Annotated in this window: 21 protein-coding genes; 10 read left to right on the forward strand and 11 right to left on the reverse strand. The window is 49.1% G+C overall.

Annotated features, from left to right (window positions below):
* Positions 1-111: 111 nt before the first annotated feature.
* On the forward strand, positions 112-870 hold the full coding sequence (locus tag GWG06_RS02755; RefSeq protein ID WP_160711142.1) for a DUF695 domain-containing protein: 759 nt from the start codon (positions 112-114) through the stop codon (positions 868-870).
* 145 nt (positions 871-1,015) lie between these two features.
* Here the strand turns inward: GWG06_RS02755 and GWG06_RS02760 are convergent, their stop codons facing one another.
* Positions 1,016-1,177 (reverse strand): DUF1328 domain-containing protein, encoded by a 162-nt coding sequence (locus GWG06_RS02760; RefSeq protein WP_127034390.1) that lies wholly within the window; start codon positions 1,175-1,177, stop codon positions 1,016-1,018.
* A 305-nt stretch (positions 1,178-1,482) separates the two neighbouring features.
* Here GWG06_RS02760 and GWG06_RS02765 point away from each other — a divergent pair, with 305 nt between their 5' ends.
* Together GWG06_RS02765 and GWG06_RS02770 are read left to right on the forward strand one after the other, a co-directional pair.
* A complete protein-coding gene (locus tag GWG06_RS02765; protein WP_127034392.1) occupies positions 1,483-3,264 on the forward strand; it encodes a BamA/TamA family outer membrane protein in 1,782 nt (593 codons plus the stop codon).
* Positions 3,265-3,333: 69 nt separating this feature from the next.
* Positions 3,334-4,404 (forward strand): NAD(P)H-dependent flavin oxidoreductase, encoded by a 1,071-nt coding sequence (locus tag GWG06_RS02770; RefSeq protein ID WP_160711144.1) that lies wholly within the window; start codon positions 3,334-3,336, stop codon positions 4,402-4,404.
* Here GWG06_RS02770 and GWG06_RS02775 read toward each other — a convergent pair.
* The 4 genes from GWG06_RS02775 to GWG06_RS02790 are packed head-to-tail and all read right to left on the reverse strand — an operon-like array spanning position 4,398 to position 9,102.
* On the reverse strand, positions 4,398-4,946 hold the full coding sequence (locus GWG06_RS02775; RefSeq protein ID WP_160711146.1) for a putative glycolipid-binding domain-containing protein: 549 nt from the start codon (positions 4,944-4,946) through the stop codon (positions 4,398-4,400). The genes GWG06_RS02770 and GWG06_RS02775 overlap by 7 nt on opposite strands.
* A 3-nt stretch (positions 4,947-4,949) precedes the next feature.
* On the reverse strand, positions 4,950-7,253 hold the full coding sequence (locus GWG06_RS02780; RefSeq protein ID WP_235938096.1) for an FdhF/YdeP family oxidoreductase: 2,304 nt from the start codon (positions 7,251-7,253) through the stop codon (positions 4,950-4,952).
* Positions 7,250-8,083, reverse strand: a complete 834-nt coding sequence (fdhD, locus tag GWG06_RS02785) for a formate dehydrogenase accessory sulfurtransferase FdhD (RefSeq protein ID WP_160711148.1) — start codon at positions 8,081-8,083, stop codon at positions 7,250-7,252. The genes GWG06_RS02780 and fdhD overlap by 4 nt, the downstream gene beginning before the upstream one ends.
* Before the next feature lie 8 nt (positions 8,084-8,091).
* Positions 8,092-9,102, reverse strand: coding sequence for an NADP-dependent oxidoreductase (locus GWG06_RS02790; RefSeq protein ID WP_160711150.1), 1,011 nt, complete (start codon positions 9,100-9,102; stop codon positions 8,092-8,094).
* A 134-nt stretch (positions 9,103-9,236) separates the two neighbouring features.
* Between GWG06_RS02790 and ypfJ the strand changes: the two genes are divergently transcribed.
* Entirely contained in the window at positions 9,237-10,091 is an 855-nt protein-coding gene (gene ypfJ / locus GWG06_RS02795) for a KPN_02809 family neutral zinc metallopeptidase (RefSeq protein ID WP_127034401.1), read from the forward strand.
* Positions 10,092-10,223: 132 nt separating this feature from the next.
* Here the strand turns inward: ypfJ and pncB are convergent, their stop codons facing one another.
* Positions 10,224-11,390 (reverse strand): nicotinate phosphoribosyltransferase, encoded by a 1,167-nt coding sequence (gene pncB / locus GWG06_RS02800; protein WP_160711152.1) that lies wholly within the window; start codon positions 11,388-11,390, stop codon positions 10,224-10,226.
* A 64-nt stretch (positions 11,391-11,454) separates the two neighbouring features.
* Here pncB and GWG06_RS02805 point away from each other — a divergent pair, with 64 nt between their 5' ends.
* Complete coding sequence (locus GWG06_RS02805) at positions 11,455-11,850, forward strand: GRAM domain-containing protein (protein WP_127034405.1); 396 nt, start codon at positions 11,455-11,457, stop codon at positions 11,848-11,850.
* Positions 11,851-11,853: 3 nt separating this feature from the next.
* On the opposite strand, the gene GWG06_RS02810 is transcribed toward GWG06_RS02805, so the two are convergent.
* Positions 11,854-12,684, reverse strand: a complete 831-nt coding sequence (locus GWG06_RS02810) for an ion transporter (protein WP_127034407.1) — start codon at positions 12,682-12,684, stop codon at positions 11,854-11,856.
* A 143-nt stretch (positions 12,685-12,827) separates the two neighbouring features.
* On the opposite strand from GWG06_RS02810, the gene GWG06_RS02815 reads away from it, so the two are divergent.
* The 3 genes from GWG06_RS02815 (at position 12,828) to GWG06_RS02825 (ending at position 14,461) form a co-directional block, all read left to right on the forward strand.
* The gene (locus GWG06_RS02815) at positions 12,828-13,280 is read left to right on the forward strand and encodes a MarR family winged helix-turn-helix transcriptional regulator (RefSeq protein WP_127034409.1); all 453 of its coding nucleotides are present in this window, start codon (positions 12,828-12,830) and stop codon (positions 13,278-13,280) included.
* A 64-nt stretch (positions 13,281-13,344) separates the two neighbouring features.
* Positions 13,345-13,788 carry a DinB family protein gene (locus GWG06_RS02820; protein ID WP_160711154.1) on the forward strand — a complete coding sequence of 148 codons (444 nt, stop codon included), beginning with the start codon at positions 13,345-13,347 and terminating at the stop codon, positions 13,786-13,788.
* Positions 13,789-13,792: 4 nt separating this feature from the next.
* Positions 13,793-14,461: a phosphatase PAP2 family protein gene (locus tag GWG06_RS02825; protein ID WP_160711156.1), complete on the forward strand. Its 669-nt coding sequence runs from the start codon at positions 13,793-13,795 to the stop codon at positions 14,459-14,461.
* Here the strand turns inward: GWG06_RS02825 and GWG06_RS02830 are convergent.
* A complete protein-coding gene (locus GWG06_RS02830) occupies positions 14,450-14,965 on the reverse strand; it encodes a hypothetical protein (RefSeq protein WP_160711158.1) in 516 nt (171 codons plus the stop codon). The genes GWG06_RS02825 and GWG06_RS02830 overlap by 12 nt on opposite strands.
* Positions 14,966-15,373: 408 nt before the next feature.
* Positions 15,374-15,892, reverse strand: a complete 519-nt coding sequence (locus tag GWG06_RS02835) for an FUSC family protein (protein WP_127034417.1) — start codon at positions 15,890-15,892, stop codon at positions 15,374-15,376.
* A 108-nt stretch (positions 15,893-16,000) separates the two neighbouring features.
* On the opposite strand from GWG06_RS02835, the gene GWG06_RS02840 reads away from it, so the two are divergent.
* Positions 16,001-17,101, forward strand: coding sequence for a PCMD domain-containing protein (locus GWG06_RS02840; protein WP_160711160.1), 1,101 nt, complete (start codon positions 16,001-16,003; stop codon positions 17,099-17,101).
* 17 nt (positions 17,102-17,118) lie between these two features.
* On the forward strand, positions 17,119-17,889 hold the full coding sequence (locus tag GWG06_RS02845; protein WP_160711162.1) for a porin family protein: 771 nt from the start codon (positions 17,119-17,121) through the stop codon (positions 17,887-17,889).
* Positions 17,890-18,013: 124 nt separating this feature from the next.
* On the opposite strand, the gene GWG06_RS02850 is transcribed toward GWG06_RS02845, so the two are convergent.
* Positions 18,014-19,414, reverse strand: a complete 1,401-nt coding sequence (locus tag GWG06_RS02850; protein ID WP_160711164.1) for a SusD/RagB family nutrient-binding outer membrane lipoprotein — start codon at positions 19,412-19,414, stop codon at positions 18,014-18,016.
* A gap of 19 nt (positions 19,415-19,433) precedes the next feature.
* Positions 19,434-22,502 (reverse strand): SusC/RagA family TonB-linked outer membrane protein, encoded by a 3,069-nt coding sequence (locus GWG06_RS02855; protein ID WP_160711166.1) that lies wholly within the window; start codon positions 22,500-22,502, stop codon positions 19,434-19,436.
* Positions 22,503-23,082 lie beyond the last annotated feature (580 nt).

Raw genomic sequence — 23,082 nt, forward strand, 5'->3', positions numbered from 1 at the left:
TACGTTAATTTTTGGGGATAAAAAAGCGCAGATAATTACTGAATCATTTCACTGGTAACAGATAGCTACGTATCTTTACAGCCTGCTGTTGCGTTATTTTAATTTTTTTATATGCATAAGGATTACCGACCGGACTGGGATATTTATACGTGTCATATTGAAGAAAGTCCAGCAGTAATAGGCCTTGACCTTGATCTGAGACGATTTGCGCCATTGAAGGAAAAGCCAAATGCCATATATATCACGGTATACCTGAATAATCCGCGTGAAGACGGGTTTCCACAGAATGACGAGTTTGCCATCATGGGAGAAATAGAAGACAGTTTGGTAGAACAGCTGCAAACCAAACTGGACGCACATTTCGTTGGCCGTACTTTTTCCAATGGCGTACGTGATTTTTATTTTTATACAGGCACTACATTACTGCATGATAAATATATCGCTGATGCGATGGTGAATTTTCCGGACTACCGTTATGACTACGGTGTAAAGGAAGATAACAACTGGGAGTTATACTTCGATTTTCTGTTCCCCGATGTATACGAATTCCAACGTATCCAGAACAGAAAAGTATTACGTATGCTCCGCCAGCACGGCGACGCCTCTGAAAAAGAGCGCCCTATTGAACACTGGATCCACTTCCGTACAGAAGACGATAAAAATATTTACTGGGAACACATCCGGGAAAATGGTTTCACCATTGCCCACGATGTAACAGCCGACAACCCGGAATTCCCGTTTAAACTCTGCATCTCCCGCCCCGACAAAGCCAGCGAGGCAACAATAGACAGCGTAGTAATGAGCCTCTGGGAACTGGCTCAGCAACTGAATGCGGAATATGATGGCTGGGAAACAAGCATCATGAAGTAAATAATTACGAATTACGAATTATGAATTGCGAATGCAGAAGCGAAGAGCTAAACGTATATTAAGAGGATGATTATTAAATATCCTCTGGTAATATACGTTTAGTTCTTCGCTTCTGCATTCGCAATTCATAATTCGTAATTCGTAATTATTTCCTCAACAAACCTGATAGCAAAGAAATCACAAACAGCACCAGGAAAATAAAGAAAAGGATTTTCGCGATGCCGACAGCTCCTGCCGCAATGCCGCCAAATCCGAATATTGCAGCCACTATGGCTATAATCAGAAAAATTACTGCCCAACGTAACATAGTGTGAGGTTTTAAGGTGAACAATATTGAATTTGCAAGGTTTTGCTTATCCTGCCAACATTTATACAATTATTATTCCTGTTCAGTACAATAATTGCAATAGTTGCAATCCCGTTTTTTTTCAATATACTTGTTACCTACGGCTAACCTTGAGAAAGGAACTGAAAATATTAACTACCATAACTGTTGCCTGCTGGCTGATTTGCTGGCACTGCAGCGCGTTCGCAAATGGCTGCGCAAGGCAGATACCATCTGTGCAGGACACTGTTCCCAGAAAGGATACAGTGGCTAAAAAGAATGGACTGATGCATAAAATCAGTGAATACCGGGATTCCCTGCGCAATAAGGAATACCGGCAGTCCTTCATCAAACGTATTACCCGCCAGGATGTGCCCGAACCTGCCGACGAACAGGATAGTACCATCATCAAAAGTGAGGCATATTTTACCCCCTTTGTGGGAAAAGTCATCAGAAATATCTACTACAGGAAGGTAAAGGTATTCGGACCACGGAACATTAACGATACCAGCTTTACCACCAGTATGAAACTCATTCACCTGGCCAACCGGCTGCATTACGACTCCAGGGAATGGGTAATCCGGCAGTCGCTGTTCTTCCGGGAAAATGAACGCCTGGACCCGTTCGAGATGGCAGACAATGAACGTTACCTGCGTAACCGCCCTTTTATCCAGGATGCCCGTATACACGTGAAAAATCCTGAGCACTCCTCAGATTCTGTAGATATAGAAGTAGTAACGAAAGATGTATTCGAATACGGCGCCGACCTGTCGCAGTTCAGTGCGAAGGATATCAAGGCGCGGGTATCCAACAATGACCTCTTCGGAGCCGGACAGGGACTGCAGGTCGGGTTCCAGTGGCGGAGTGACTACACACCCACCTGGAATACCGAAGTACGCTATACCAAATATAACCTGCTGGGGTCTTTCGTTGACGTGTCAGCAGGTTATACTACCCTGAACAACTACCTCCCCCTGGATACCAACGTATATGAGGGTACGATATACCTGAATCTGAACCGCCCCCTGTACCGCAATGCCGCCAAATGGGTAGGCGGACTGTCGCTGGCCAGCAGCTGGTCCATCAATATCCGGGGCGCTGAACCACAGGAAGCGGATAGCCTTTACCGTGATTACCGCTATATGGTGATTGATGGCTGGTTCGGGTATAACTTTATCAATAACTATAAACACGACGGCACTATCGGCAACAAGCCGAATTTTGCTATCCTGGCGCGGCACTTCAACCTGGACTTCCAGCGGCAGCCCGACCAGCTGAAGTTCCGGACAGATCCTGTATATAACGATCACCGTTATTATCTGCTGGAACTGCAGGTTTACCGGCTGGACTATTTCAAGGCGCACCATTTCTTCGGCTTCGGCAGAACAGAGGATATCCCGCTGGGATACAATATCAGCGCTACCAGCGGATGGGAGAGCTGGAAGGACCGCCGCCGCATGTATACGGGGCTGGAAGTCCAGAAATACTGGCTGACCAGGCGGCAGGGACTTTTTAATACAACCGTTGGCGTTAGTAGCTTCTGGCAGCGCAGGCCGGAAGATGCCGTCATCCATGCCCGGCTGGAATACTACAGTCGTCTGCTCAATGTACGTAAGTCGCGCTTCCGGCAGTTCCTGAATATTGATTATCTCAATAACCCCAACAACTTTTTCTACAAGCCTCTTAACATTAATATGGAAAATGGTATATGGGGCTACCGCGACACCAAACTTAATGGATTCCAGCGCCTCAATGCGGGAGCAGAAACCGTGTACTACAGCCCGCTGAAATTCCTCGGGTTTAAATTTAATTTCTTTACTTCCCTGCAGGCATCCATGCTGACTGCCAAAAGCGACGATCTCTTTAAAAACCCCATATACCTGGGCGTAGGCGGCGGCTTCAGGGTACGTAATGAGAACCTTTCCCTCAATACCATCAAGGTATCCGGGTATTACTTCCCCAATGCACCGCCGCCGATGAAGAATTTCCAGCTTGAAATTACCACTATCGTGGATTTCCGGTTCGATATATCCGCACTTAAAGCTCCCGGATTTTTGAGCTTCAGATAGTATACCTTTACCCGGAAAATTTCCGGCCCTTTGTTTGCCGGTGCTAGGATGAATTAAATTTCAGCTGCTATGCAATGGCCCGACTCTCTTACCCGATTGTTTGATATTACTTACCCGGTTATCCAGGCGCCCATGCTGGGCATTACTACTCCTGCCATGGTAGCGGAAATCAGCAATAACGGCGGACTTGGTTCCCTGCCGGTAGGCGGCCAGCCTCCCGAAAAAACGGCTGCCCTGATCCGGGAAGTGAAGGCGCTGACTTCAAAACCCTTCGCGGTGAACCTGTTCACCTACGAGATGCCACCGAGGCCCCACGCGGCTACCTTCGACCGTATGCAGGAATTCCTGCAGTTCCTCTACGGAGCAAATCGCCTGGCTGCCCCGCCGGTAGATATGGACAGTATCCGTATCTATTCCTATAAGGAACAGGTACCGGTGCTGCTGGCAGAAGGAATAAAGGCAGTGAGCTATACTTTCGGGATGCCGGATGCGGAAAGCATGGCACAGCTTAAATCTGCCGGATGCATATTAACAGGTACTGCCACTTCGGTTGCGGAGGCAGCAGCCGTAGCGGCGGCAGGGGCAGATGCCGTTGTGATGCAGGGAATAGAAGCCGGCGGTCACCGGGGAAGTTTCCTGGCGGGAGAGCTGCCACTGGTAGGTATGCAGGCGCTGGTCAGGCAGGCGGTGAACCGTACAGGCATTCCCGTTATTGCGGCCGGAGGTATCGGTGATGGTAAGGGTATTGCCGCGGCGCTGATGCTGGGCGCTGCAGGTGTGCAGCTGGGAAGCGTATTTCTGCGCAGCCCGGAGAGCGCTGCCGGCAAGGCGCACAAGGAGCATATCGCCGCTGCAACGGATACGGCTACACGCCTTACACGTGTTTTCACCGGACGCTGGGCGAGGGGAATTCCGAATTTGTTTATGGAAGAAATAGAGGCCTCAGGGCTGATGCTCAACCAGTATCCCATTCAGGATGTGTTGACGCAGCCTATGCGTCAGGTAGCCAGAGAACTGGATAATACAGATTTTACGGTCATGTGGGCGGGGCAGTCTGCGCATATGGCGCCGGCGCTTCCTGCTGCTGTCATCTTCCGGGAGCTGGTGACAGCAACAGAAAAGGCCTGGTCTTATCAGTAGATGCGTTTAAAGATACCCGGGTAATCTTTTACCAGCGCATGTTCATCAAAAGGTATTTCTGCGCTGAAACCTGAATCGGCATTTTCGTACAGATACATCCTGTCATCCAGTTTGGTGTAGTGCTGTTCTACTTTCTGCAGTTCAAATTCAGGCAGCCTGATATAGAGCATGTTCAGCGTTTTCTTTTCATTCAGGTCAAAATGCATACGCCGCACAGGTAAGGTATTGGTAAACGGCGTCAGGGAAATATCTATATCAATGCAATCATCAAAAGCATCTATGTGATTGCCTTCCTTGTCAAACCAGTGGCCATGCAGATCTGATGTGAGTTTTAACTCCATCGGCTCCTTACCCTGCAGTTTTACATGAAAGGAAGATACTTTCCATTCCGCTGTGATGGCTATTTCATAGTGAATGGAAAAGGGCGTGTTTTCCGCAAAGCCGGTAATGTTTCCTTTGGCGACACTTTGATGTTCTAAATGCTCCAGTTCAAAATACTCAGTTGCAGGCCATCTGGTAGCCTGCCATACAATTGGTGCCATGTCCTATTTTTTTATGTCTGATGGTTTTATTCGGATGATAACCAGCTTGGAAGTTGGTGTATTACTTTTGTCTGCCACGCTGTTAACCGGCACCAGCACATTGGTTTCCGGGAAGTAGGTGGCAGTGCATTTTTCCGGTATGTTGTAGGATACAATGATGAAGCCTTTTGCTACCCGCTCCGTAGAGCCGTGATAGTTATACAGGTCCACAATATCGCCCGGCCGGAATCCGGCGGCGGCGACATCTCCGGCATTCATGAAAATAACCCTTCTTTCATGGTGCACGCCGCGGTAACGGTCATCCAGTCCGTATATGGTGGTATTGAACTGATCGTGGCTGCGGATGGTCATCATCATGTATTCTCCCGGCTGCAACAGCGTTTCGGTAACAGGGGCTATATTAAAGCCGGCTTTACTGTCGGGGGTGTCAAACTGCCCGTTGCGGGAGCAGTTGGGCAGATAGAATCCGCCGGGATGCCGCACACGGTCATTATACTGTTCAAATCCGGGGATGACTTTCTCGATGGCATCCCGGATCAGGTCATAATGCTGCGTATAAGTCTTCCAGGGCACTCGGGATTGCTCTCCGAACAGGGCCTGTGCCAGTTCGCAGACAATGGCCGGCTCACTTTTCAGGTGAGGTGAAACCGGGTCCAGGTTGCCTTTGGACATCTGTACCACACCCATGGAGTTTTCGCAGGTAACAAACTGCGTAACGCCCTGCTGCAGGTCTTTATCGCTGCGGCCAAGGCAGGGGAGTATCAGTGCTTCCCGGCCGTGTACTATATGACTGCGGTTTAACTTCGTAGATACGTGCACGGTAAGGCGGCAGTTACGCAGGGCCTGAGCTGTAAAGAGCGTATCCGGGGTGGCTGACAGGAAATTGCCTCCCATGGCAATGAACACTTTCGCATCGCCGCGGTGCATGGCCTGAATGGCGGCCACTACATCGTATCCATGTTCCTGTGGTGGCCGGAAACCGTAGGTAGCTTCAATTTTATTCAGCAGCCTGGCAGCAGGCTTCTCATAGATACCCATGGTTCTGTCACCCTGCACGTTGCTGTGCCCGCGTACGGGGCAGGTACCTGCTCCGGGCTTGCCGATGCTGCCTTTGAGGAGCAGCAGGTTCACAATTTCCCGGATGGTGTCTACCGCATTTTTATGTTGGGTAAGCCCCATCGCCCAGCAGGCAATGATCTTCCTTTTATGCAGCAGCGCATGTGCGGCTTTCCTTATCAGCTCCGGCGCTACGCCGCTGGCGGCGGCCAGCCGGGCAAAATCATGCTGCCGCAGATGCGTGATGTAATCCGTATAGCCGGAAGTCTTTTCCCCGATAAATGCCTGGTCGAAAACAGTTCCGGGATGTTTATCTTCTTCTTCCAGCAGGAGCAGTAGTATTGCTTTCAGCAAAGCCATATCTCCGTTGATCTTTACCTGCAGGAAAATATCCGTCAGGTCAGATTTGATCTGCAGCATGCCTTTAACCGTCTGCGGATTGAGAAAACTTATCAGGCCGGTTTCCGGTAAGGGGTTGACGGAGATAATGGTGGCGCCGCCTGCTTTGGCTTTCTGTAAAGCCGTCAGCATACGGGGATGATTGGTACCAGGGTTCTGGCCCAGTATCATAATCACTTCTGCTTCATAAAAATCTTCCAGGGTTACAGAGCCTTTCCCGATGCCGACAGCTTCTCCCAGCGCAACGCCGCTGGATTCATGGCACATATTGGAGCAGTCTGGCAGGTTGTTCGTACCATATTCCCGTACCATCAGCTGATACAGGAAAGCGGCTTCATTGCTGGTTCTTCCGGAAGTATAAAAAACAGCTTCATGGGGAGAAGACAGCGCGTGCAGGTGATCAGCAATTTTGCCGAAGGCATCCTGCCATGATACAGGCGTATAATGGGTGGCATCGGGTGCGAGGTACATGGGCTGGGCAATTCGTCCCATCTTGCCGATTTCATAATCTGTAAGCAACCCCAGCGAAGCGACGCTGTTCGCTGCAAAAAAATCAGGCAGCAATCTTTTGGTGGTAGCTTCTTCTGCAACGGCTTTAGCGCCGTTTTCACAGTATTCGCCAATAGGGGAGCGGTCGTCATCCGGATCGGGCCAGGCACAGCCAGGGCAGTCAAAACCATCTTTCTGATTCAGTTCCAGCAGGGCTTTCATACCTCTGAAGGCATTCATTTCTGCCAGAATATGCTTCACGCTTGAAATGACTGCCGGAATGCCGGCGGCCACTGTAGCGGGTTTGCTTAGTCTGATGCCGGTAAACCGTACCGGATTTTCCACACCTGTTTCTTGCATCATAATGACATCTTTATGCGTTCTGCACCGCTGTAAATGTTAAAGCGCTTTTCTCTCAGAAATCCGATCAGCGTGATCCCCCAGGATTCGGCCATAGACACGGCCAGGCTGGAAGGTGCGCCCACAGCGGCAATCACAGGTATGTTGGCCATGGCGGCCTTCTGTATCAGTTCAAATCCTGCGCGGCCGCTCAGCAGTAACAGCTGTGATTGTAAAGGTAATAAATTCAGTTGCATGGCAGCGCCGATGACTTTATCTACGGCATTGTGCCTGCCGATATCTTCACGCAGCAGCAGTAATTTGCCGGCAGCATCAAAGAGCGCGGCGGCGTGTAACCCGCCCGTGGAGGCGAATACAGCCTGTTCCTGTTGCAAGGTTTCCGGCAACGCATAGATAATGTCTGCCGGGATCTGCAGCTGCAGCCGGCTGCTAACGGTAACGCCTGTATGTATACCGGCGATGCTGGATTTACCGCATACGCCACAGGCGGCAGTAGCCTGAAAGTTACGCTGACTGTGCTGCAGACTTGGAATAATATTTTCTTTCAGGGAGATGGTGGCAACGCTGCCATCTGTTTCATGGGAAATCCGGATATGGGTAATGGCATCCTGTTTACTGATGATGCCTTCGGTAAATAAGAATCCGGCTGCCAGTTCTTCATCATGGCCGGGCGTCCGCATCGTCACAGAGATATTCTGCTGCCGCCGGTTGTGGGTCGGGCCATGTATGAGTCTTATCTCCAGCGGTTCTTCCGTGGCCAGCACATCGTCTGTTTCAATAACGCTGGCAGCCACTACTTTTTTGATTCTTTTATTCACAACGGGATTTGTCATACCTAAATTTACACTTTCACAATCATCTTACCACTGTTACGGCCGGAAAATAATCCCAGTAATGCCTCCGGCAGTTTATCAAAACCCTCTTCAATTGTTTCGCGGTACCTGATTTTCCCCGCCTTTACCCATTCCACCAGTTGTTGCATGCCTTCGTGATACCTGCCTGCATAGTTGCCGATGGTAAAGCCCTGCATCAATACGCTGAATTTGGTAAGGGTAGGCTGAACACGGGGACCTGTCGGGGTTTCAGTGCTGTTATAGAGGGATATGGAGCCGCAGACAGGTATGCGCGCGAAAAAATTGAGGTGTTCCATGACGGCGTCGGAAACAGGGCCACCCACATTATCGAAGTATACATCTACACCATTAGGGCATGCGGAAGCAATAGCAGCGCTGATATTAAGGTTATCCTTGTAATCCACTGCGGCGTCAAAATTGAATTCATCTGTGAGCAGCCTGATTTTTTCCGGTCCTCCGGCAATACCGACTACCCGGCAGCCATGTATTTTGGCAATTTGTCCGACTACCAGCCCTACTGCGCCGGCAGCGCCGGAAACGACCACGGTTTCCCCGCTTTTAGGTTTGCCGATATCCATCAGTCCGAAGTAGGCCGTGAGTCCGGGCATACCGAGTATGCCCAGGTAATAGGTGGGCGGAACGCCGGGATCTGTTTTACGCAGGGTGTCTCCGGTGAAGATGGCGGCGGTAGCCCAGGGGAAAAAAGGCTTTTTGCCGGTGGGTATTACCAGGTCACCCTCCCGGAAGCGGCTGTCTTTGCTGGCGATCACTTCACCCACGCCACCGCTTTCTATGGGTTCGTTAATCCGGAAGGGGGGAATATAGGATTTCTCCTCCTTCATACGTCCCCGCAGGTAAGGATCTACGGATATGTAAACGGGTTTCACCAGTACCTGCCCGTCGGTAATATCGGGGAGGGTAGCGGTGGTGGTGCTGAAGTTGTTCATATCGGGCATTCCATCGGGACGGGAAGCCAGCAGGATCTGTTTTATGTCCATATTACAATGAATTAAAAAGCTGTCTTTAATTAACGGCAGGAAAAAGACTTTTGTTTGAAGGGATTATTGAATAAAGATATTGGGTAAAGGTGTATTTTCGGGGCGGAAAATTAACCACTAAACCCTACACTATTATGCGTTTGGATGATGAAAGAATGAGCGACAACGTCGAGAAGCGTTCCGGTGGCGGAATGCGTACGCTGGGCATTGGCGGCGGTATCGGCGGTATTATTGTCATTGTGCTCGCCCTTTTCCTGAAGCAGGACCCGCAACAGATCAGCCAGGCCTTACAGCAGGTCCAGGGCCCTGCCCAGGAGGGTCAGTCAGAACAGCTGACATCTGCCAATGCTAGTGCTATTGAAGCATTTTCCTCGAAGGTACTGGCCAGCACGGAAGATGTGTGGCAGCAGCAATTTGAACAGCTGAATCTGAAGTATGAAAAGCCGAAGATGATCCTGTTCACCGGTGGTACCACCTCCGGCTGCGGTATGGCGGAATCAGCCATGGGGCCGTTTTACTGCCCTGCGGATGACAAGGTATACCTGGACGTAACTTTCTTTACCGAGCTGGAAGAACGTTTCGGGGTGAAAGGCGATTTTGCAAAGGCATATGTTATCGCGCATGAGGTAGGCCACCATGTACAAAACCTGCTGGGCATCAGCCGCAAAGTGCAGGCTATGCGCAGCCGCCTCAGCGAAAAGGAATACAACAAACTCTCCGTAAAACTGGAACTCCAGGCCGATTTCCTCGCAGGCCTCTGGGCTAACCACGCCGACAAGATGAGAAAAATCCTGGAACCTGGTGATATCGAATCCGGCTTAAATGCCGCCAGCGCCGTAGGCGATGATAAACTCCAGCAGGCAGGCACCGGCCGCATTGTCCCCGACGCCTTCACCCACGGTACCTCCGAACAACGCATGTTCTGGTTTAAGAAAGGCTATGAGACAGGGGATTTGTCGCAGGGGGATACGGGATTGGGGTTGAAGTAATTACGAATTACGAATGTAGGCGCGTAGATTAAAACGAAGAGGAAAGGTGATATTTAATAGTTATCACCTTTCCTCTTCGTTTTAATCTACGCGCCTACATTCGTAATTCGCAATTCGTAATTCGTAATTACTTCAAATCTGCAGCATTTCTTTCGCCAGTACAATCATCTTCTCATCACCGGTATATTTTCCTTTTTCGTCAGAGAGCTTGACTACCGGCGTCCACCGCGGAGCGTCTTCCGGGCGGGCTTCATACATTTTAATGACGATGTTCAGCGGCGTGAGGCCAAAATCATTGGTGAAGTTGGTACCAATGCCGAATGACATGCCGATGCGGCCGCGGCAATGCGCAGCGATGGCAGCTACTTTTTCGTAGTTTAGTCCGTCTGAGAAGATGATCGTTTTTGATAAGGGATCCACCCCTTTGGATTGGTAATGTGCGATGGTATGATCGGCAAACAGTAACGGATCACCGCTGTCATGGCGGACGCCGTCAAACAGTTTGGCGAACTTTTTATCGAACTGTTCAAAGAAAACAGGGGTGGTGTAGGTGTCTGACAGGGCAATGCCGAGATCGCCGCGGTACACCTGTACCCAGTGTTCCAGGCCCAGCATATTCGCCATTTTGAAACCGTATTTGGCGCCATGGAACATAAACCACTCATGGGCATGTGTGCCAACCGGCTTTACACCGCTGCGCATAGCCAGGTGTACATTGCTGGTACCGATAAAGCAGCCTTCCCCGTATTCCCGCAGTGTTTGTACCACCAGCCGCTGCACGTCCAGCGAGTGTCTGCGCCGGGTGCCGAAGTCTGCGATCGTGATGCCCAGCTCCTTATAACTTTCTATTTTTGCCCTGGTAATATCCGCCACAACGTTGTCGGCTACACGTTGCTGCCCTGTCAGCTGATAATACAGTTCACAGATGAGCGCCATCAAAGGCACTTCCCACAGGATAGTCCGGTACCAGTAGCCATCTGCATGCACTTCCAGGTCTTCGCCGTGCTGGGCAATATGTATCTCTGCCGGATCGTAGCGGTATCCCTGCAGGAAATCCAGGTAGGTGGGGTCCAGGTACGGACAGGTGACAGTCAGGAATTCCTTTTCTTCCTGGCTCAGCTGCAATTGCCGCATGCTGTTGACCGCTTCCCGCAGCGCGTCCGCAAACCCGGGCGGATAGGCATGTTTGCCCCGGTTGATAAATTTATAACGGGCACGCGCCTTCGGAAATAATTTTATCACGCAATGCTGCATGGTAAACTTGTAGAAATCATTATCCAGAATAGAACTCAAAATCATAACCGCTTCTTTGTATAACAATAATACCATATTTTTGCGCTCTTAATCATATCCAATACCAATTATGCAGAACATTAAAGTTAAATTCCCCCTTAACCCGCAGGAAACCGTCTTGTACAAAGTAAATGGCAACTATATCAAGAATAAATGGCAGGGCATGCAGGGCGCTGTTTGTATTACCAATGAAAGAATTGTTTTCCAGGCTAAGCCGATGATGATGTTTGCCCTGTTTGGCATTATCGGATGGCTGCTCGCCAAAACCAAGAAGGCCAAAGAGTTTCCACTGTCTGATATTACTAATTTCAGCCGCGGAAAATATGGCTTCAATAAAAAGATTGCCGTGTTTGAACTGATAGATGGTACTACCGTGCGTTTTGCTGTTACAGGCAAATTCGAAAACTTTGAAGTGGCTTACCAGAAAGCCATGCTGGATGTAAAACCACTCTTCAGCGCCAACTAACCGCTATAATTTACTGCCGCAGAATTTACAATAGTCCGCATTGCTATCGTGTCCTTCACGCATACAATGCGGACATATGCGGTTGTCTACCTCCGATTCATTTTTCAGTCTGCTCATTTCTACCGTTACAATACCGGTCGGTACAGCAATAATAGCATAGCCCATAATCATGATAAGCGCTGAAAATGCCTGCCCCAGCGGTGTTACAGGCGCTATGTCCCCGTAGCCTACCGTAGTGAGCGTTACCACTGCCCAGTAAACGCTTACCGGAATACTGGTGAAGCCTGAATTGTAGGACGATTCAATGACATACATCACGGAGCCGAGCACGACTGTGAGCAGCAGTATGAAAAAGAGAAAGACGGCAATCTTGCGCCGGCTGTGTTCCAGCGCCAGTGCCAGCTGCTTGCTCTCGTTAAGAAATGGTACCAGTTTGAATATCCGGAAGATACGCATCAGCCGCAGTATCCTGATAGTGAGCAGGAAATGCGCACCGCCGAAAACAAATTCCACATAGGTAGGCAGGATGCATAACAGATCTATCAGTCCGTAAAAGCTCAGTATATATGCTTTGGGCCTGTAGCTGCACCATACGCGGAACAGGTACTCAATGGTGAATACGATGGTGAACATCCATTCCAGTGTGGTAAAGAGCCGTTCATATTTCAGTTGCAGCGGCGCTACGCTTTCCATCATCACTACCACTACGCTGAGGAGAATTGCAATCAGCAGCAGGATGTCAAACAGCCTGCCGGCGGGCGTATCCGCCTCAAAGATGATATTATGCCATCGCTGCTGAAATGGTGTGAGCTTCCTGATTTTATCCTTTGTCATCTTCCTGCAACAATCTCTGGTGAATGTATGTTTACGTTATGCCCTGCTAAAATATGCATATAAAATAAATTAGTTACGGGTTTAACGGTTTCGTATTTTCGTTAACAACCTGTCATGTGAATTGTTGAATCCTTACCATTTTTATGAAAAAACCTGAAACAGCCAGTATCTTGCGCGCCGGTATCAGCCGCAGCATTATCAGAACGCATACCGCATTCCGGTTGCGGCTACTGCATGTATTCTTACAGGAAAAAATAGAGATCAGCGTAGATATGTATTTTATTCTCCGTTACCTGTGGGGGGAAAGAGATGGCTGCCGGCAGCAGGAACTGGCCGATAAAACAGACAAGGATAAAGCCAGCCTGACCAAACTGCTGGACAACCTCGAAAAAAAGAATCTCGTAAAACGCGCGGCTGATGAGGCAGACAGAAGAAGTAAACGTGTCTGGCTGACCGCCAGCGGACGCAAACTGAAGGACAGAGTGTATCCGTTGGCGTTATCTGTGATGGAGATGGCGGAACAGGGAATTACCAGGCAGGAAATACTGTATGCGCAGGCCGTACTGGAAAAGGTATACAATAATATCCGCCGTTGAAAATTTTATGTAAAGATGTTAACCCGTTCTGCGGCACATTCACTTGTTTTCCTATCTTTATGGTATGCTGACAGAAATATTAATCAACTTGTTTGAGCGGGATCTGAGCCGCCTGGAAGAAGAAATTATGGCGTATGATACGGAAGCGGCCATCTGGCGTATTCCGGAAGGCATTAAAAATCCGGCAGGCAACCTGGTACTGCACCTCTGTGGTAACCTGCAGCATTTTACCGGCGCTATTCTGGGTAAGAACGGGTATGTGCGGCAGCGGGAACTTGAATTTTCCACCAGAGATGTTCCCCGCCAGGACCTGATAAATATGATCGGTGTTACACGGCGTGTAGTGCTGACCGTTATACTGGGCCTGGCCGCCGAAGATATGGAGAAAACCTATCCGGAGAAAGTCTTCGCCAGTGAAATGAGCACCGGACATTTCCTGGTGCACCTGAGCACTCACCTGAATTATCACCTCGGACAGATCAACTATCACCGCCGGTTAACGAAATAGTATCATGAAGGAACGGAATCCGTTTCTCCGGTATTTCCGGGAAACATGCGTATCGCTGAAATGGCTGCTGGGGCCGTTTTTTATACTGCTGTTACTGGTACTGTCCATGAGAATGATCTACAGCCGGCAGGAAGTATATTTTTATATCAACGGATTACATACCGGAGTGGGAGACTGGCTGTTTCCGAAGATTACGGAACTGGGCAGTACTGCCGCCTGTATTGTGCTGACAGTGATACTGACCACTTATAACCGCCGTCAGGGACTGATGCTGGGAGCGGCCTATATCCTGAATTCTGTGGTGAGTTTTTCTCTGAAGGCCCTGGTGGCTTTTCCCCGGCCGCGTCCTTATTTTCTGGAACGGGCGCTTACCGAAAAGCTGCCGCATATCTATTATGTGCCGGGAATAACCGTGCTTGATAATTTCAGAAGCTTCCCTTCAGGGCACAGCGTATGCGCATTTACAGCGGCAACGATCCTGTCGTACTACGCAAAAAATAAATACCTTTCCCTGCTGTACTTTCTGCTGGCAGTGCTGGTAGCCTATTCCCGCATGTATATGAGCCATCATTTTCTGGAAGATGTTACTGCAGGGGCCATGCTGGGAATAGTATTGTCTGTGGTGTGGCTGAGTCTCATCAGGATTGTAGACAAGCGTGTTTCACGTCCATAGGGCGTTTCCATCTTCCCTGAACCGCCGTTCTATTTCTTTCAGAAGGGCGGGATGTATAGGATGGAGAATATCGGGTTGGGCATACTGTGCCATCACTTTTTCTTTCCGGTAGCTGGCAGGAGTGACGGCAAACCTTGCCCATAGTATCTCGTAGCCGATGTATATTTTATTCTTCCCTTCCGTAACATGATCAGCATGCCCCAGTCTGCGTTCCTCTCCCGGCGCCAGCGACTGAATTAATCTTGTCTTGTAGGTGGCGCCCATATTGGTTTTGATGATTTCATTCACCGCTACGGTAATAAACCTGTCTTCAGAAGTATTGATGATATTCCGCTGATACTTGGATGCGACGCTGAAAGCGCTGTTTCTGACGCTTGTAATGCGGGCTACAGCTCTGGCATCTTCTCCTGGGACGGGTGTATATACCTCAGACCTGGTGGGGGTGAACCGGCGGCAGATATACCATATTAAAAATATGATGGGAATAGTCAGCAGGACAAACATACAAAGGATTTAGAACCGTATAATAATCGCGTCCGGATAAAGATAGCGGCTATGATCGGGACAAAAGTAAATTTGATGTTAAACTACCAGAATGATAGTAACACGATCAAAATTATTGATAGCCAATGATTATTGATTCTTTTTTGATTGGATTAACAAATGAATCACAAAATAAACAGAAAGAAAAGTGCAATTTCGCGTCATTGTTTTTAGGGTGTTTGTAACCTTGTGCTGCTTTAGATGCTAATCAACTATTTTCCCTGTCAGTTATAGCCATTTTGTTTCCGGTGCCGGCAGGCATACCGGAGGTTTATTGATATTGTTTGTTACGCAGTATTCCTGCAGCTGAGCGCAGCGGGTGATACGTGATTTGTCCCGCCGGCCGGCAGTAAAACCCGGCCAGGAATATTATTCCCCGCCCCGGTCGGTGATGGACATAATCATTTCTGCCGTTTGTTTGGTATAGCGGTTATGAAAGAGAAAAGTGATAAGGAGTCCGAGTATACAACCGGTAAAAACAGAGAGTACGCGACCCACGGCAGTATCCCACAGGTGTTGTCCTGCTTCATGTGTCATCACAATGATGGTCGCCGCCAAAGCAGTACGGGTAGCAGGTTCCAGCTTGAAAATATTGCAGACCACCACCGTAATAAATACCGCCACACTCATCATCAGGATCATATTGGGATGTACCAGCAGCATCAGGAAGCCGGAAGTGGCGCCCACGATATTGGCTTTAATACGTGTAACCGCCAGCGTTACGGCATCGGAACCATCCGGGGAGAGTACCAGCATAACAGAAATCAATACCCATACCACGTCCCGGTAATCCAGCAGCCAGGACAGCAGCATCACTACCAGTACTCCGCTCACGCATTTGGCTGCATAGATCAGCAATCGTTTAATTCGTTCTCTTTTATTCTCCATAGGACAATGTTAGGGATTTTGTTACATATAAAGTTATAGATCAATAATATAGAAGTTCCAATCCGGTTTTTAGTACCTTTGCTGTTCCATAATCATTAACAGATAACCATGAAACTACGGAAGCTATGCTGTGTTGCAGCCATGATAGGCTCTTTGCAGGCATGTATTAAGGACGCTCCTCTTAACCCGGAAGCAGACATTGTAACCTTTAAGGTAGACGAGAAGCAATTGACAGGACAGGTATTTATTGACCAGAGCAAGGCATCCATTAATTTGTATGTTACGCCTGAGGCGTTGAAAAGCGGCATTGTTCCGCAGATCACCATCACGCCGGGAGCCACTATCACTAAAACGCCCGCAGGCCCGCTCACAGCGCCTGCCAGCGATACCCTTCATTTTGACACCATCACCGGCCGTGCCAGACAACAGTTTATCGTTACGGCGGCCAATGGCGCCAGCAGCCGCACTTACAGCGTAAGAGTGGTAACTACCGGTATCTGGCAGTGGGATTTTGAAAACTGGGTAACCGATGAAAAGGAGAAGTACCAGTATCCCATTGAGAAAGACAGTGCGGTATTATGGTCTTCCGGTAATCCGGGCATCGCCATTGCGCTGACAGGTACGCCTAAGTCGCCCGAAGCCTACCCGCTGCGGATGACCACCGATGCCTATCATGGCAAAGGCGCTGCTGAAATGCAGACGCGTGCAGGTACAGCCTTATCCAACCTGGTAGGTATCAAATTATTCGCAGGCTCCATGTTCCTCGGCGTATTTGATATTGCCAATGCCTTTGGTGCACCGCTGGAAGCTACCCAGTTTGGTCAGCCCAGCCGCGGTAACGTAGTGCGCTTCACCGGTTACTATAAGTACACACCCGGCGCATTTTATCAGGACAGAGAAGGTAACAAGGTAGATGGTAAAACGGATGAATGCTCCCTCTATGCGGTACTCTACACCGGTACCAAACGACTGGATGCCACCAATATCCATACTTCCGACAGGGTTATTGCCAGGGCCACCCTCGCAGACGGAACAGCAAAGGCAGGCTGGACCAGCTTCGACATTCCTTTTGTCTATACCCGTAAAGCTGTAGCCGGAGAGCAATATATGCTGGCCATTGTTGCCTCTTCCAGCAAAAACGGAGACTCCTACGAAGGCGCCGTTGGCAGCCGCCTGGTACTCGATAGCCTTGAAATTGTACACGAATAACTGATTAAGCGCAAACGATGAATATTAAACTTACAGCACTGTGCACTGGCATGCTCTTCACAGCATTACAGTTATCAGCTCAGGAAAATACGACCGCAAAAACAACCACCGGCACTTTCAAACCGGTACTGGAACACCGCATACTGGCAGGCTTTAACTTCGGTGCTACCGCACCCACCAGCCTCCCGAACACGATCCGTAAAATCAACAGCTATGCGCCCGGATTCTGTCCGTCGCTCGGATATGAACTCGCTTACAGGCCAACCCAGAAATGGGGCGCTGCCATAGGTGTAAAGCTGGATTACAAGGGAATGACTGTTAAAGATGAGGTATTGTATTTTCCGACCATCATCAACACGGAAGATGGCGGTACCTTTACCGGTAATTTCAGCGGAAAGAACAAAACCACCGTACGTAACGCCTACGTATCCATCCCGCTCAGCGCCACTTTCACGCCCAATGAGCAATGGCGCTTTCACCTGGGAGGTTACGCTGCCTGGCTCTTCAGTTCCAACTTCTATGGTAATGTAAGCGATGGCTATATCCGCAACGGCGGCTCCACCGGAGAAAAAGTGAACATCACTACTGCCACCTTCGATTTCGGAAAAGATATGCGCACCTTCGATATCGGATTGCAAGGTGGCGCCGAACGGAAAGTAGGTAAGAAACTCAGCGTCATGGGAGACCTCTCCTGGGGCCTCCGGCCGGTGTTTCCATCTTCCTTTAAAGGAATGGATTTCCCGATGTACAATATTTATCTGACGCTTGGAGTAAGCTATAAGATATAGTAATTACGAATTACGAATTATGAATTATGAGTTAGGGCGGAGAACTAAGCGAGTGATGATATAAACCATCCGCTTAGTTCTCCGCCCTAACTCATAATTCATAATTCGTAATTCATAATTAAAATCAATTTCCGTCCCACCACAACCTGTCATTCACCGATACTTTCTGATCCGGTTGCGGATTGGTGAGCAGTTCATTAGCCGGATATGGCCATCTGCGCGGAATAGCTTTTACGATTTCGTCCTGATAGGGTTTCAGTACAGGGAAGCCGGTTCTTCTCCAGTCGTTGTATGTTTCGGGAGAGAGGAAGTTGGCTACATATTTTTCTGTGATGATCTGGTTCAGGGCGTTTTCCGTTGTTAAAGCCGGGCGGGCATTCCGGTATGTCTGCTGTGCATTGGCAGCAATGCCCAGCATATTCATATGAGCGGCGATGGCATCCAGGTATACGGGGGAAGCCGCTGCAGCGCCTTGTTTGATGAGTGTGGCTTCTGCCTTGATAAACAATGCTTCCGCATAGGTAGCCAGGTACAGGCTGGCGCTTTTACCCGCATAGAAGTTATTGACGAGGGAGAAAGAATCCGGGTCAGGGGCAGGAACATCGCCTACTCTTCTGCCGGCATAATTGCCTTTATTGCCGATAGTAGCCAGCACAGACAGGCGGGGATCTTTCCTCGATACCAGGGAGTCGATGAAAGACTGACCCATTACCACACCGCCGGAAGCGTCGCCGGTATTCATATACCAGGGGTTTTCCGCGGCTCCGCCACCAGGATAGGCTACGAGGGCATTATCGCTGTTGCTGCCGAATCCTTTTTTCAGGGCTTCCAGTGCCTTATCGGCCTGCGCCGCGGCAGTATGACCAGGCGCTTTGGTTAAACGCAGGTAATACCTTGCCTTGAGCGTCCAGGCGAATTTTCTCCACTGATCCATATCTCCGCCATAAATATAATCTTCCTGCTCAGGTTTTACCTTGCTGACAGGCTGGTCCATGAAATACAGGGCGCTGTCCAGCATCTGCTGTATGGTACCGTATACCGCTTCCTGTTTATCATACGCCGGTTGCATGATCTCCGGAATTTTAAATCCCTGTGAGTAGATCACATTTCCCCACAGGTCACTGGCAATCGCCAGGTTATAGGCATATAATGTTTTCCCGATAGCCGCATAGCCATAATGATGGGCCTGTGTAGCCTGATTAATCATGATGGTCAGGTTCTGGAAGATGTTGGGATACAGGTAGTAGTTCCAGGTATTGTCAACATCCACCGGTGTAATGGTATAGGACTCCAGGCTGGGATACGGCTGGTTGAGTGACAGCTGCTGCATCCAGTAGGCGATAATATTGGCGGTGGTACCACCGGTAACTGTTGTGGAGGTGGTAACTATTACCTGCGGTAATATCTGCGCTTCCTTTACTGACAGCGGGTTGTTGGGATCTGTATTTATATCCAGGAACTTCTTGCAGCTGCTGCCCATTACAGTGCAGCCCAAAAAGAGGATCATCGCTTGTATCTTTTTCATGTTGTACGCTTTGAGATGATTAGAACGTCGCTTTTACACCGGCAACAATGCTTCTGTTGGAAGGCACGGGGAAGTTGGAAAACCCTTGTCCGTTGCCGCTTCCGTTCAGACTTACCTCCGGGTCAGAGCCGGAATAGTTTTTATGCAGGATGAAATTGGTGCCGGTAAGCGTCAGGGTAGCTGATTTGAAGAAGGACCTTTTCAGGAGTGCACTGCTCAGGTTATACCCCAGCGATACCTGTCTTAATTTCAGGTAAGATCCGTCTTCCACGCTGTTTTCATCAGATGCGGAATAGTAGGATTTGTAATAGTTTTCATCGAGCACGATAGGCGTGGTATTCGGTGCGCCTGTTTTTTCGTTTACTCCTTCCAGCACTACAGTGCTGCCCCTGTTCTCTGTTCCTTTGGCAGTACCGTAGTAATACAGGGAAGAGTTATCCAGGTTGATGACGTCGCCGCCATGCTTGTGATCCAGCACAAAGGAGAAGGTGAAGCCCTTATAGTTTAAGGAGCTGGTAATACCGCCTGTCCAGTCAGGAGTAGCGTTGCCGATAGGACCGTATTCCCTGCTGATGATAGGGTATCCTTTTTCGGTAACTACCAGCTGGCCTTTGTCGTTGCGTACATAATGATTACCATAGATCACGCCGTAAGGCTGATTGGCGTATGCAAAGATGCCGGGACTGGTGAAGCCTGCCAGCTGAATAAAGGAAACGCCGTTGGCAAGGTTCAGTACTTCATTCTTGATTTTCGTATAGTTGACACCGATATTCCACACCAGGTTTTTGGTTTTAACCGGTGTCAGGCCCAGCGTAACTTCCAGTCCTTTGTTCTGCATGTTGCCTGCGTTGAGGGATGCGCCGTTAAAGCCGGTTCCTGCTGAAATAGGAGAGCCTGGCGTAATCAGGTCACTGCTGCGTTTAGAGAACCAGGAGAGTTCGAGGGAGGCCCTGTTCTGCAGGAATCTTGTCTCCAGACCGATTTCAAATTCCTTCAGGGATTCATTCCTTAAAGGGAAGCCGTAGGTGGTAGTCAGCACATAGGCATTCTGTTCCCGGAAAGGGAAGCTGACATTCCCTGAGCTGGCCTGGTACCATGGGTTGCTGAGTGCATAGGGGCCTACGTTGTCATTACCTACTACGGAGTAGGATACACGCAGTTTACCGAAGTTCAGGATCGGATTATCCTGCATGCGTAACGCTTCGGTGAAAATAAACCCTGCGCTGGCGGAACCGTAAGGATAGAACTGATTATCCTTCGATAATACGGAGCTGCCATCGTACCTGCCGGTGAGGGCCAGGGTGAGCATGCGTTTATATTCGAGGTTGGCCTGAGCGTAGAAGCCTACTTTGTGGGTCCTGTAAGATCCGTATCTGGAAGATACTTTGGATGCATTGCCGATGTTGTACAGTTTATCAACGGATAATCCGATACCTTGTACGAAGGTTTCATCGCTGTAGCTGGTGAGGATATTGTTTCCTACGAGGATGCTACCGAACCAGTTCTGGTTAAACTCTTTCCTGGCTTCGATCATCAGGTCGTTGTTGAGCTGCTGATGTTTGATGTTACGCTGGTACAGCTGGCCAATGACCGGGGTAGGGCCGGTATTGCCCCATCCGATAGCGCCCGGCGCTTCGTGGTAGTCGGTGCCGTTCACATAAACATCTGCCCCCATTCTTTCAGTGATAGTGAGCCATGGGAGCGGGGTGTAGCTAAGGGTTACTACCGGGATCACGCGGTTGTTCCGGTCGCGAAGCCCTGTATTATCCAGTATCCAGTAGGGGTTGTTACGCGCTGCGCGGAACAGGCGCTGGGAGCCGTCTTCGTTAACGGTAGGGAAGGGGTCCCAGGAGATGGGCGCGCCGTATACCGTCCACAGCGGGTTTACGAAGTTGTTTCCTTCCAGGTAACGGTGGTTATCTGACAGAATATAATTGAATTGTGTTGTCAGTTGCAGATTGTTCAGCAGCTTCACGCCAAAACGTGCGAAGATGGAATGACGGGAGTAGTCGGTATTGGGAATAGTACCATTTGTTTTCAGGTAGGAATAGGAAACAAAATAATTGTACTTATCACCAAAACCGCTTACGTTGATGTTGTTATCCGTAGTATGGCCTGTTCTGAAGAAATCCTTTGCCGGGTTGCGTTTCTGAACCGGAGCACCGTTTACGCGGAGGGTATCGATGGCAGGTCCCCAGGACGAAGAGCTGATTCCTCCGTTGTTACCGTCAATATATTTACCGCCGGTACCCTGTGCAAATTTATCCTGTAACTCAGGCAGAATGGGTGTCTGGAAAGAGTAGCTGCTGCTGAGGGAAACGTTTGGTTTGCCTTTATCACCGAGGCCGCTGCCGCTTTTAGTGGTGATGATGACTGCGCCTCTCGCAGCGGCAGAGCCGTACAGTGCGGTAGCGGCAGCACCTTTCAGTACGCTGATGCTTTCAATGATGTTGGGGTCAATATCACTGGCCCTGTTGGCCGTACCACCGGAATATTCCGGCCGGTTGGGGTTGCCGGCTTCGCTGTTATCCATCGGGATACCATCTACTACAAAGAGCGCCTGGTTGTTGCCTACAAGAGACGTATTGCCACGTATTACTATCCTGGCAGAGCTTCCGGGGATACCGCTGGAATTATTGATCTGAACGCCGGCAACTTTACCTGCGAGGGAGTTCACCACGTTATCCTGTTTGGCTTCGGTAAGTGTGGCGCCTTTAACTTCAGATACGCTGTAGGTCAGCATACGCTTGTCGCGTTTGATACCCAGCGCTGTCACTACCACTTCATTGATGTCTTTTGAATTATCCGTCAGCGTGATAATCAGCGGAGAAACGCTGGTTACCTTAGCAGTGGTGGTAGTATATCCGATGGCGGTTATCACCAGGATATCACCTTCTTTGGCGTTGATTTTAAAGGCGCCTTCAGCTGTGGCTGCCACACCTGATTTACTGCCTTGCACCTGTATGGATGCACCAGGGATAGCAGTTCCTTCTTTACTTACAACCTTCCCTGAAACTGCAGGTGACTGGGCATAAGCAAAAGCTACCGCTAACAGCAGCCACGCTGCCATTGCAATTGTTTTTTTCATAAGTGTTTAAATTGTTGAGATTAAACGGAGGGTATCAGGTCTGCCAATAGGTACCCGTCCAGCATTGTAAGGAATGCGGTAAATAAATGATTAATAATGGTAAAGTTTTTTGTGTCTGTTTTTATTTGCCGGAAGGCACCTTCATAACATGTGTGTTTGGTTGATATATTGCGCACACAAGAGTTCATCCTGCTTTCGACCCAGGCATGCATCTACAATATATGATGTTACGGGTAAAATTATAGCACAAACATGGATATGGGAACAAGGGAATTGACCAGTTGTATGCAGATATTGATATGGGGTGTTAATTATTAATTACGAATTACGAATTACGAATTGCGAATGTAGAAGCGAAGCGTTAAACGGAGATTAAGGAGGATAACTATTAAATATCTCTTTTAATCTCCGTTTAGCGCTTCGCTTCTACATTCGTAATTCGCAATTCGTAATTCTATAGTGTCCGGTTAAAATAACCCAAAGGATAAATAAAAGGAGGCCGATGTGGCCTCCTTTTTTAGTAAGTTTAAGTTACCACACTAAAACTACTATTATGAGCAAAAGTAGATTTTTTTCCGGA

The organism is Chitinophaga solisilvae (assembly GCF_009928525.1).
Lineage (GTDB): Bacteria > Bacteroidota > Bacteroidia > Chitinophagales > Chitinophagaceae > Chitinophaga > Chitinophaga solisilvae.

Excerpts from the sequence above, each read along its gene's own strand:
- GWG06_RS02780 (WP_235938096.1), bottom strand. The coding sequence starts at position 7,253 with ATGATGCAAGAAACAGGTGTGGAAAATCCGGTACGGTTTACCGGCATC.
- ypfJ (WP_127034401.1), top strand. The coding sequence starts at position 9,237 with ATGCGTTTGGATGATGAAAGAATGAGCGACAACGTCGAGAAGCGTTCC.
- GWG06_RS02760 (WP_127034390.1), bottom strand. The coding sequence starts at position 1,177 with ATGTTACGTTGGGCAGTAATTTTTCTGATTATAGCCATAGTGGCTGCA.
- GWG06_RS02770 (WP_160711144.1), top strand. The coding sequence starts at position 3,334 with ATGCAATGGCCCGACTCTCTTACCCGATTGTTTGATATTACTTACCCG.
- GWG06_RS02845 (WP_160711162.1), top strand. The coding sequence starts at position 17,119 with ATGAATATTAAACTTACAGCACTGTGCACTGGCATGCTCTTCACAGCA.
- GWG06_RS02790 (WP_160711150.1), bottom strand. The coding sequence starts at position 9,102 with ATGGACATAAAACAGATCCTGCTGGCTTCCCGTCCCGATGGAATGCCC.
- GWG06_RS02805 (WP_127034405.1), top strand. The coding sequence starts at position 11,455 with ATGCAGAACATTAAAGTTAAATTCCCCCTTAACCCGCAGGAAACCGTC.
- fdhD (WP_160711148.1), bottom strand. The coding sequence starts at position 8,083 with ATGACAAATCCCGTTGTGAATAAAAGAATCAAAAAAGTAGTGGCTGCC.
- GWG06_RS02775 (WP_160711146.1), bottom strand. The coding sequence starts at position 4,946 with ATGGCACCAATTGTATGGCAGGCTACCAGATGGCCTGCAACTGAGTAT.
- GWG06_RS02825 (WP_160711156.1), top strand. The coding sequence starts at position 13,793 with ATGAAGGAACGGAATCCGTTTCTCCGGTATTTCCGGGAAACATGCGTA.
- GWG06_RS02840 (WP_160711160.1), top strand. The coding sequence starts at position 16,001 with ATGAAACTACGGAAGCTATGCTGTGTTGCAGCCATGATAGGCTCTTTG.
- GWG06_RS02755 (WP_160711142.1), top strand. The coding sequence starts at position 112 with ATGCATAAGGATTACCGACCGGACTGGGATATTTATACGTGTCATATT.
- GWG06_RS02830 (WP_160711158.1), bottom strand. The coding sequence starts at position 14,965 with ATGTTTGTCCTGCTGACTATTCCCATCATATTTTTAATATGGTATATC.
- GWG06_RS02765 (WP_127034392.1), top strand. The coding sequence starts at position 1,483 with ATGCATAAAATCAGTGAATACCGGGATTCCCTGCGCAATAAGGAATAC.
- GWG06_RS02835 (WP_127034417.1), bottom strand. The coding sequence starts at position 15,892 with ATGGAGAATAAAAGAGAACGAATTAAACGATTGCTGATCTATGCAGCC.
- GWG06_RS02810 (WP_127034407.1), bottom strand. The coding sequence starts at position 12,684 with ATGACAAAGGATAAAATCAGGAAGCTCACACCATTTCAGCAGCGATGG.
- GWG06_RS02855 (WP_160711166.1), bottom strand. The coding sequence starts at position 22,502 with ATGAAAAAAACAATTGCAATGGCAGCGTGGCTGCTGTTAGCGGTAGCT.
- GWG06_RS02850 (WP_160711164.1), bottom strand. The coding sequence starts at position 19,414 with ATGAAAAAGATACAAGCGATGATCCTCTTTTTGGGCTGCACTGTAATG.
- GWG06_RS02820 (WP_160711154.1), top strand. The coding sequence starts at position 13,345 with ATGCTGACAGAAATATTAATCAACTTGTTTGAGCGGGATCTGAGCCGC.
- pncB (WP_160711152.1), bottom strand. The coding sequence starts at position 11,390 with ATGATTTTGAGTTCTATTCTGGATAATGATTTCTACAAGTTTACCATG.
- GWG06_RS02815 (WP_127034409.1), top strand. The coding sequence starts at position 12,828 with ATGAAAAAACCTGAAACAGCCAGTATCTTGCGCGCCGGTATCAGCCGC.